Genomic DNA, 8,027 nt, shown 5'->3' with positions numbered 1-8,027 from the left:
CCCCCAGGCCCTCCGCCCCGCCGGTCCGCAGGCCCTCCGCCCCGCCCGGCGGGACCTCCGGCCCCCATCGCGCGGGCCCGAAGCCCCTGCCGCCGCTGCGGCATTCAGCCCCGGAGATCCGTTCTCCGGGGCTTCGTCCCGCGCTCATGCCCGACGGCTATGATTCCCGGCTTGGGGGTTGGGGTGGGTGGCCGCGTCGCGTGGACGGATCCAGCCGTCGTGTCCGGCCCCGTCATCCGCTCCCCCTGCCCGATGGAAGGTGCCCGTCTCCCGTGGCCACCCGCTCTGCCGTTCCGACAAGCAAGCCCGTCGACATCCGGCCGCCGCACACGGCCGGAGGCCGGGCCGGCAGCGGGAGGCGGTGGCCCGTCCTCGGCGCAGCCGTGGCCCTGTCCTGGGCCCTGCCGCTCCTGCTCCACGCGCTCGCCCTGGACGTGGTGCTCATCCCCGTCCTGGTACTGGCGGTCGCCTCCCTGATCCGCGTGGGCGGAGGGCTCCTCGACCGCCTGGTGGTCGCGTCCTTCCTCCTCTGCGGCGCGGTGATGGCCTTCGGCCTGCTCTTCTCCGTCTGGCCGTGGGGCCTGGCCCCCGTCCCCGGGACCGGCCTCCTGCTGACCGTTCTGTCCGTCACCGGCTGGCTCGCCGGCCGCAGGCCCCGCATACCGCTGCGCCTGCGTGGTTCGGACGCCCTGGTACTCGCGACCGTGGCCGTGGTCTGGCGCTACTTCCACCACCCGCTGGCCGGCAAGTCGACGGCCGACCGGCTGGCCTACTTCGCCACCTCCGAGGACCGGCTCGGACACTTCTCGTACTTCGACGGCATCCACCACGTGGGCGGCTACGCCTTCCTCCACCAGGAGGCGGCCAAGGCGTACATGATGACCCCGGCCGAGGCGGTCTACCCGCAGGGCACGCACTTCCTGATGGCCTGGACCGACGTACTGGTGAAGTCGTCGACCGACGGCGGCTCCGGCCTCGACATGACGTACCGCTACCTCCTGTACGTGCTCGCGGCCTACGCACTGTTCTGCGGCGCACTCGTCTGGGCCGCCCGCTGGATCGGCGGCCCGCGCCTGCGCGGCTGGCGCGCGGCGGCGGTCTGCGCGACCGTGGCGGCGGTGATGATGTCCGGCTCGATGGCGCAGCTGGTCGCGTGGGGCTTCGACTCGGAGACCTTCGGACTGCTGTTCCTGGCCGTCGCGCTGGCGCTCCTCGTACGGCCGGCGATGGGCCGGGCCGAGTTCGTCCTCGTCGGGAGCGCCGCCCTGGTCTCGGTGACCTACGTCTACAACCTCTACGGCGCGCTCGTCGGCATCGCCCTGGCCGCGGTCCTGGTCGTCCACCGGCGGCGCTTCGCCCCGCACCGCCGCCTCGTCGTCGGCGCCCTGGCCGGCGGCGCCCTGATCGCCGCACTGCCCAGCGCCTTCTCCGTCCTGACCAAGCTGGACGTCGCGAAGACGTCCAACCTCGCCGGACCGATGGTCATCCCCGACCGCCCGGTGTTCATCGGCTGCGGGCTGCTCGCCCTGGTGGCCGCCTCCCTGCCGGTGAACCGCAGGACGGGCACGGGGCAGATGGTCCTGGCCCTCGTCCTGGGCGCCACCACGGTGATCGGAGTCTTCGGCGCCTGGCAGAAGCACACCATCGGCTACTACTCGTACTACTTCGAGAAGCTGACCGCCGCCGGCCTCGTGATCGCCTTGATCTCGCTGGGCCTGGTCGGGCTGATGCTCCAGCCCGCCGCACGCACGACGAGCTCCCCGCTGCGCCACCGGGCCGGCCTGCTGCTGCGCTCCGGTCTCGCGACGGCCGCCGCGCTCGCCCTGTTCGGCAACGTCCAGTGGGGAGTGCCGTCCGGCTGGGGGCATCCCTCCGCCTGGTACGACAGCCAGATGATCAAGTGGGCCCGGGGCGAGCACGAGAACGACATCGGCCCGGCGGCCAAAACGCTGGCCGGGCGCGACCTGAAGGGCGTCGGCTCGCCCGTGATCGCGCTCTACGGCGACGACACGTACCTGAACCTGAGGGCGACGTTCCTCGCGCAGGTCCTCACCCATCAGGCGGGCACGATGGTCGGGCTCTACGAGGTCTTCAACGTCAAGATCGGCGGCCCGGCAGCGGTCGACGAGAAGGAGTACCGGGCCTCGCTGGGCCACCTGAAGGGCGCGATCGCGTCCTGCCCGACCCCGCCGACCGTCCTGGTGGGCGACCGGAAGGCGGCCGACCGCCTGAAGCAGGACCTCGCCGACGCCGGCAGCGCCGCGACCGTGGTGTACGCGCCGCTGAAGTGACGGCGCGTACGGGGGCCCGGCGGGTCCGGCGCGCGGCGGTTAGCGGGGGCCGGAGGCGTACGACCAGAAGTGGGTCACTATGTCGGCCAGGAACTGGCGGCCCGCGTCGCCCGCGCCGGCCTCGCCCGAGGCGCCGCCCCAGCTCAGGGTGGCCACCATCTTCGACTGGTAGTCCCCGTGCAGCCGCTCCAGGACCGGCTCCAGGTGCTGCTTCGGAACCGGCAGCAGCTTGGCCAGCGGCTTCACGTACGCCTGCCAGCGGGTGGTCACCGCGTTGCGCAGGAGCTCGGCCAGTTCGTCCTGCTTGCCCGTCGCCGCCACGAACTGGGCCAGCGACAGCCCGAGCACCTGCGCCAGGGCCACGGACTGCCGTTCGTTGCCCTTCCAGCGCCCGGTGTCCTCCATCTTCTGGTACGCGGCCGTCTCCATCCCGATCCGCCGGGCCAGCTCGTCCGCGGCCATGCCGCGGGCCATCCGGTGCTCCCGCAGGGTCACGGGCTCGGCGAGCAGTTCGCCGGGGGCGCACCACAGGACGCCGGCCAGCGCCGTGAGCTCGGCGGAACTCGGCGATATCTCACCGCGCTCCCAGGCCATCACGGTCTCGGGCTCGACGATCAGTCCGTACTGGGCACGCAGGCCATAGGCGACATGACCGGGAGCCATGCCCAGGGCTGCGCGGAGGCGACGCGCGGCGGGGGCATTGAAGGGAGGGCTGGAGTGCACAGGGCACACCGTAGGAGTGCCCAAGGGGTGGCGACTACAGACCGTTCAAACAAGCCCAGAACTCGTAGGAACGTCCTAGGGAGTTCAACGTCGGGGGCGAGTTTCCCGGCGACTGTCCGGTAATCGGACCAGTACTAGATCCATTTCCCAGCGTACGGTTCCGGCCGACCGCGCGAAACCCCTCCGCACGATGTTCACCGATCTTCCTCACCCCCTCCTGAACCGGCCTCCCACCCCGTGCGTGATCCATGTCGGGGCCCTCGCATACGGGGGTGGCGAGGGCCCCACCCCTCACCCCGATCCGGTCCTTGCCTTGACGTCGGCGTCAAGGCTTACGGTCGGGGCATGCGAATCGGCGAACTGGCGGAGCGGGCCGGGACCAGCACGCGGACCCTGCGGTACTACGAGTCGCGCGGACTGCTGCCCGCACGCCGCACCGGCAACGGCTACCGCACGTACGACGAGGACGACCTGCGGCTGCTGCGCCAGATCCGCATGCTCCAGGACTTCGGCTTCGAGCTGGAGGAGACCCGCCCGTTCGTCGACTGCCTGCGCGCCGGCCACCCCGCCGGGGACTCCTGTCCCGCGTCGCTGGCCGTGTACCGGCGCAAGCTCGCCGAGCTCGACGGGCTGATCGGCCAGCTGGCCGACGTACGGGAGCAGGTCGCGCGGCAGCTCGCCGCCGCCGAGGAAGCCGCCGGGGAGGCGGCTTCGCCGCGCTGTGAAATGACCGGACCGTAAGACCGGACCACGAGAAGTGAGGGGAACGAGATGATCCACGCCGAAGGTGTCGCCGAGGTGACCGACCAGGACTTCGAGGCGGAGGTGCTCGCCGAGCGGGGGCGGCCCGTCCTCGTGGAGTTCACCGCCGACTGGTGCGGGCCGTGCCGGCAGCTCGCGCCCGTGCTGTCCGCCGTCGCCGCCGAGGAGGCCGACCGCCTCAAGGTCGTGCAGATCGACGCGGACAGCAACCCCGCCACCGTCGTCCGGTACGGGGTGCTGTCCATGCCGACCCTGCTCGTCTTCCGCGACGGCGAGCCCGTGAAGCAGATGGTCGGGGCCCGCGCCAAGCGCAAGCTTCTTCAGGAGCTGGAGGACGTCACCGGCGTCACCGGCGCAACCGCCGTCACCCGCGCCACCGCCGTCACCCGCGCCACCGCCGTCACGGCCTGAGCCAGACCGTCGCCAGCGGCGGGAGGGTCATGCGCAGGCTCGCCGGGCGGCCCTGCGCGGGCACGGGCTCGGGCCGCAGCGGCTGCAGGTGGCGCACGCCGCTGCCGCCGTACTGCTCCAGGTCCGTGTTCAGGACCTCCCGCCACCACGGCACCTCCTCCGGGACGCCGATCCGGTAGCCGTGCCGCACCACCGGCGAGAAGTTCGAGACGCACAGCAGCTGCGAGCCGTCCTGCGCGTAGCGCAGGAACGCGAAGACGTTGTCCTCCGCCGCGTCCGCGTCCACCCACGCGAAGCCCTCCGGCACGCTGTCCCGCTCCCACAGCGCGGGCGCCGCCGTGTACGTGCGGTTCAGGTCGCGCACGAGGTCGCGCACGCCCCGGTGGTCGGCGGCCGCGGCGTACGAGGAGTCCAGCAGCCACCAGTCCGGCCCGTACGTCTCCGACCACTCCGAACCCTGGGCGAACTCCTGCCCCATGAACAGCAGTTGCTTGCCGGGGTGGGCCCACATGAAGCCCAGGTACGCACGGTGTATGGCCCGCTGCTGCCACCAGTCACCGGGCATCTTCGACACCAGCGAGCCCTTGCCGTGCACCACCTCGTCGTGCGAGATCGGCAGCACGTAGTTCTCGCTGTACGCGTAGATCATCCCGAACGTCATGTCGTGGTGGTGGTACTTGCGGTGCACCGAATCCTTCGACGCGTAGCGCAGGGTGTCGTGCATCCAGCCCATGTTCCACTTCAGCCCGAAGCCGAGCCCGCCCCCGTCCGTCGGCCGGGTCACGCCCTCCCACGCCGTGGACTCCTCCGCGATCGTCACCACGCCCGGACAGCGCCGGTACACCGTCGCGTTCATCTCCTGGAGCAGCGCCACCGCGTCCAGGTTCTCCCGCCCGCCGTGCTCGTTCGGCGTCCACTCGCCCTCGCCGCGCGAGTAGTCCAGGTAGAGCATCGAGGCGACGGCGTCCACCCGCAGCCCGTCCACGTGGAACTCCTGGCACCAGTACACGGCGTTCGCGACGAGGAAGTTGCGGACCTCCTTGCGGCCGTAGTCGAACTCCAGCGTCCCCCAGTCCGGGTGCGCGGCCCGCCGCGGGTCGTGGTGCTCGTACAGCGGCCGTCCGTCGAACTCGGCGAGCGCCCACTCGTCGCGCGGGAAGTGCGCGGGCACCCAGTCGACGATCACCCCGATCCCGGCCCGGTGCAGCGCGTCCACGAGGAAGCGGAAGTCGTCCGGGCCGCCCATCCGCGAGGTCGGCGCGTAGAACCCGGTGACCTGGTAGCCCCACGAGCCGCCGAAGGGGTGCTCGGCGACCGGCATCAGCTCCACGTGCGTGAAGCCCAGCTCCTTGACGTACGGGGGGAGCTGCTCGGCCAGCTGCCGGTACGAGAGCCCCGGCCGCCAGGAGGCCAGGTGCAGCTCGTACACCGAGAACGGGGCCTGGTGCGCCGGGCGGGCCCCGCGCCGCGCCATCCACTCCGCGTCCTGCCACGCGTAGTGGGACGCGGTGACCACCGAGGCAGTGGCCGGCGGGACCTCCGCGGCGCGGGCCATCGGGTCGGCGCGCAGGGTGTGGCTGCCGTCCGGCCGCGTGATGTCGTACTTGTAGAGCGCGCCCTCGCCCACCCCCGGCAGGAACAGCTCCCACACGCCGCTCGCGCCCAGCGAGCGCATCGGGTACGCGACCGAGTCCCAGTACGAGAAGTCCCCCGTGACCCGCACCCCCTGGGCGTTCGGCGCCCACACCGTGAACCGGGTGCCGGCCACGCCCTGGTGCTCCATCGGCCGGGCGCCGAGCGCCGTCCACAGCTCCTCGTGCCGGCCCTCGCCGATCAGGTGCAGGTCCAGCTCGCCGAGCGCGGGCAGGAACCGGTAGGGGTCGTGCACCTCGATCTCGTCCTCGTCGTACGCGACCAGCAGCCGGTAGTCCGGCACGCCGGTCAGCGGCAGCAGCCCCGAGAACAGCCCGTGGCCGTCGTCGTGGAGCTCGGCCCGCAGCCCCTTCGCGATGATCGTGACCGCCTTGGCGTACGGGCGCAGCACGCGGAAGACCACCCCGTCCCGCCGGGTCCGGGCGCCCAGCACCCCGTGGGGGTCGTGGTGGCGGCCCTCCAGCAGCCGGGCCCGTTCCGCGGCCCCGAGCGCGGGCGCCGGCCGTACCCCGTGCGCGGGAGCCCGCCGGGCGCGCGGTGCCTGGGCTCTGCGCGGAGCCGCCGCGGCCGGAGCCGGGGGCGGGGGCGGCGGGGTGGTGGAGGGTGACTGACGGGCGGGGCTCACGTGTGCGGCCTCCTAGGCGGCTGCGGGCGGGGGTGGGGGGAGAGGGAGGGGAAGCCTTCGGCGGTGGCGGGCCCGGCGCCCGGCTGCGTCCGGCCGAATCCCCGGTCCGCGCCGGCGGCCAGCCGCCGGATCGCGGCCATCGGCACGTGCAGCCAGTCGGGGCGGTGCCGGGACTCGTAGCGCGCCTCGTACACCGCCTTGTCGGTCTCGTACGCGCGCAGCAGGACGAGGTCCTCGCGGGGGTCGCGGCCGGTGGTGCGGGCGTAGCCCTCGCAGAAGGCGGCCCGGCAGGCGTCCGCCCAGGCGGGGGCGAACGGGCGGTGGGAGCGGGCCGCGTAGTCGAACGAGCGCAGTATCCCGGCGATGTCGCGGACGGCCGGTTCGGGGCGGCGGCGGTCGGCCAGCGGCCGGGCCGGCTCGCCCTCGAAGTCGATCAGCGCCCAGCTGCCGTCGGCGGTGCGCAGGGTCTGGCCCAGGTGCAGGTCCCCGTGGATCCGCTGGGCGGGCACCCCGGCCCCGCGGGACACGGCCAGCGCGTCGAACGCCCCGCGCAGCCCCGCCTCGTACGGGCGCAGCGCGGGCACCTCGCGGGCGGTGGCCGCCAGCCGGGCCGTCATCCCGGAGGCGAGCCGGGCGGTCTGCTCGGGGCCCAGCGCGAGGGTGGGCAGTGCGGCGGCGAGCGCGCTGTGGACCTCGGCGGTGGCCCGGCCCAGCGCGTGCGCCTCGGAGGTGAAGTCGGCCCCGGCGCGGAGCCGGCCCAGCGCGAGCTGCCAGCCGTCGTCGGAGCCGCGCAGATAGGGCTGGAGCACGCCCAGGGTCAACGGTTCTCCACCGGGCAGCGCGGCCTCGTACCAGGCGACCGGCGCGGGGACCCGCGCGCACCCGGCGGCGGCCAGCGCTCTCGGCAGCTCCAGGTCGGGATTGACCCCGGGGCCGACCCGGCGGAACACCTTCAGGATGTACGAATCCCCGTAGATCAGCGAGGAGTTGGTCTGCTCCCCGGACAGCGGCCGGGGGGCGAGCGCCGCCGGGATCAGCGCCATCGGGTCGCGGTCGAAGCGCAGCGGGCCGACGGTGCCGGGGGAGCGCAACCGCTCCAGCAACAGCGCCGCCAGCCGCGGATCGCCCAGTCCCTCGTACACGCACTGGCCGGCGTACGGGCCCTGCTCGGCGCGCCCGATCAGCGCGGGCGCCAGGGCGGGCGGCAGCGCGGGGCGGACGCCGAGCAGCAGCTGGTAGCAGTCGCCGTCGACGTCCAGGAGCAGATGGACGAGCCGGGGGGAGGAGCCCGGCGGGAGCAGGTCCGCCGCCGAGATCATCCGGAGCCGGCCGATGCGCCGGCCCTTGCCGGCGAACCAGCGCTGGAGCGGCAGCCAGTCCCGGAGCATCGGCTCCAGCGGACTGAGTCCGGTCGTGCTCGTCGTCCCGGCGGATGCAGCCTCCGACATGGCGTCGCGTCCTTTCCCCGGGCCGTCACAGAATGCGGAGAGTGTCCCGGATCGCGTCAGTTGCTTCTCCGGTGGTGTACGAGTGTCGGGTCAGGATGATCCGTACAGGGGCGG

The 8,027-nt window shown here is 73.3% G+C and carries 6 protein-coding genes; 3 read left to right on the top strand and 3 right to left on the bottom strand.

Going from position 1 to position 8,027, the window contains the following annotated elements:
- Positions 1 to 272: 272 nt before the first annotated feature.
- Complete coding sequence (locus tag IF02_RS0121335; protein ID WP_158708529.1) at positions 273 to 2,291, top strand: hypothetical protein; 2,019 nt, start codon at positions 273 to 275, stop codon at positions 2,289 to 2,291.
- Positions 2,292 to 2,330: 39 nt separating this feature from the next.
- On the opposite strand, the gene IF02_RS0121330 is transcribed toward IF02_RS0121335, so the two are convergent.
- Positions 2,331 to 2,954 (bottom strand): helix-turn-helix domain-containing protein, encoded by a 624-nt coding sequence (locus tag IF02_RS0121330; protein ID WP_030159265.1) that lies wholly within the window; start codon positions 2,952 to 2,954, stop codon positions 2,331 to 2,333.
- A 405-nt stretch (positions 2,955 to 3,359) separates the two neighbouring features.
- On the opposite strand from IF02_RS0121330, the gene IF02_RS0121325 reads away from it, so the two are divergent.
- Positions 3,360 to 3,755: a MerR family transcriptional regulator gene (locus IF02_RS0121325; RefSeq protein WP_030159263.1), complete on the top strand. Its 396-nt coding sequence runs from the start codon at positions 3,360 to 3,362 to the stop codon at positions 3,753 to 3,755.
- Positions 3,756 to 3,785: 30 nt separating this feature from the next.
- The gene (gene trxA, locus IF02_RS0121320) at positions 3,786 to 4,187 is read left to right on the top strand and encodes a thioredoxin (RefSeq protein ID WP_078622230.1); all 402 of its coding nucleotides are present in this window, start codon (positions 3,786 to 3,788) and stop codon (positions 4,185 to 4,187) included.
- Here the strand turns inward: trxA and glgB are convergent.
- Both glgB and IF02_RS0121310 read right to left on the bottom strand, forming a co-directional pair.
- Positions 4,177 to 6,465 carry a 1,4-alpha-glucan branching enzyme gene (gene glgB / locus IF02_RS0121315; RefSeq protein ID WP_234318283.1) on the bottom strand — a complete coding sequence of 763 codons (2,289 nt, stop codon included), beginning with the start codon at positions 6,463 to 6,465 and terminating at the stop codon, positions 4,177 to 4,179. The genes trxA and glgB overlap by 11 nt on opposite strands.
- Positions 6,462 to 7,913, bottom strand: coding sequence for a maltokinase N-terminal cap-like domain-containing protein (locus IF02_RS0121310; RefSeq protein WP_078622229.1), 1,452 nt, complete (start codon positions 7,911 to 7,913; stop codon positions 6,462 to 6,464). The genes glgB and IF02_RS0121310 overlap by 4 nt, the downstream gene beginning before the upstream one ends.
- Between the last annotated feature and the right edge of the window lie 114 nt (positions 7,914 to 8,027).

It is taken from the genome of Streptomyces sp. NRRL S-244 (assembly GCF_000717915.1).
Classification (GTDB): Bacteria; Actinomycetota; Actinomycetes; order Streptomycetales; family Streptomycetaceae; genus Streptomyces.
This window is presented reverse-complemented; position numbering and strand designations above follow the sequence as displayed.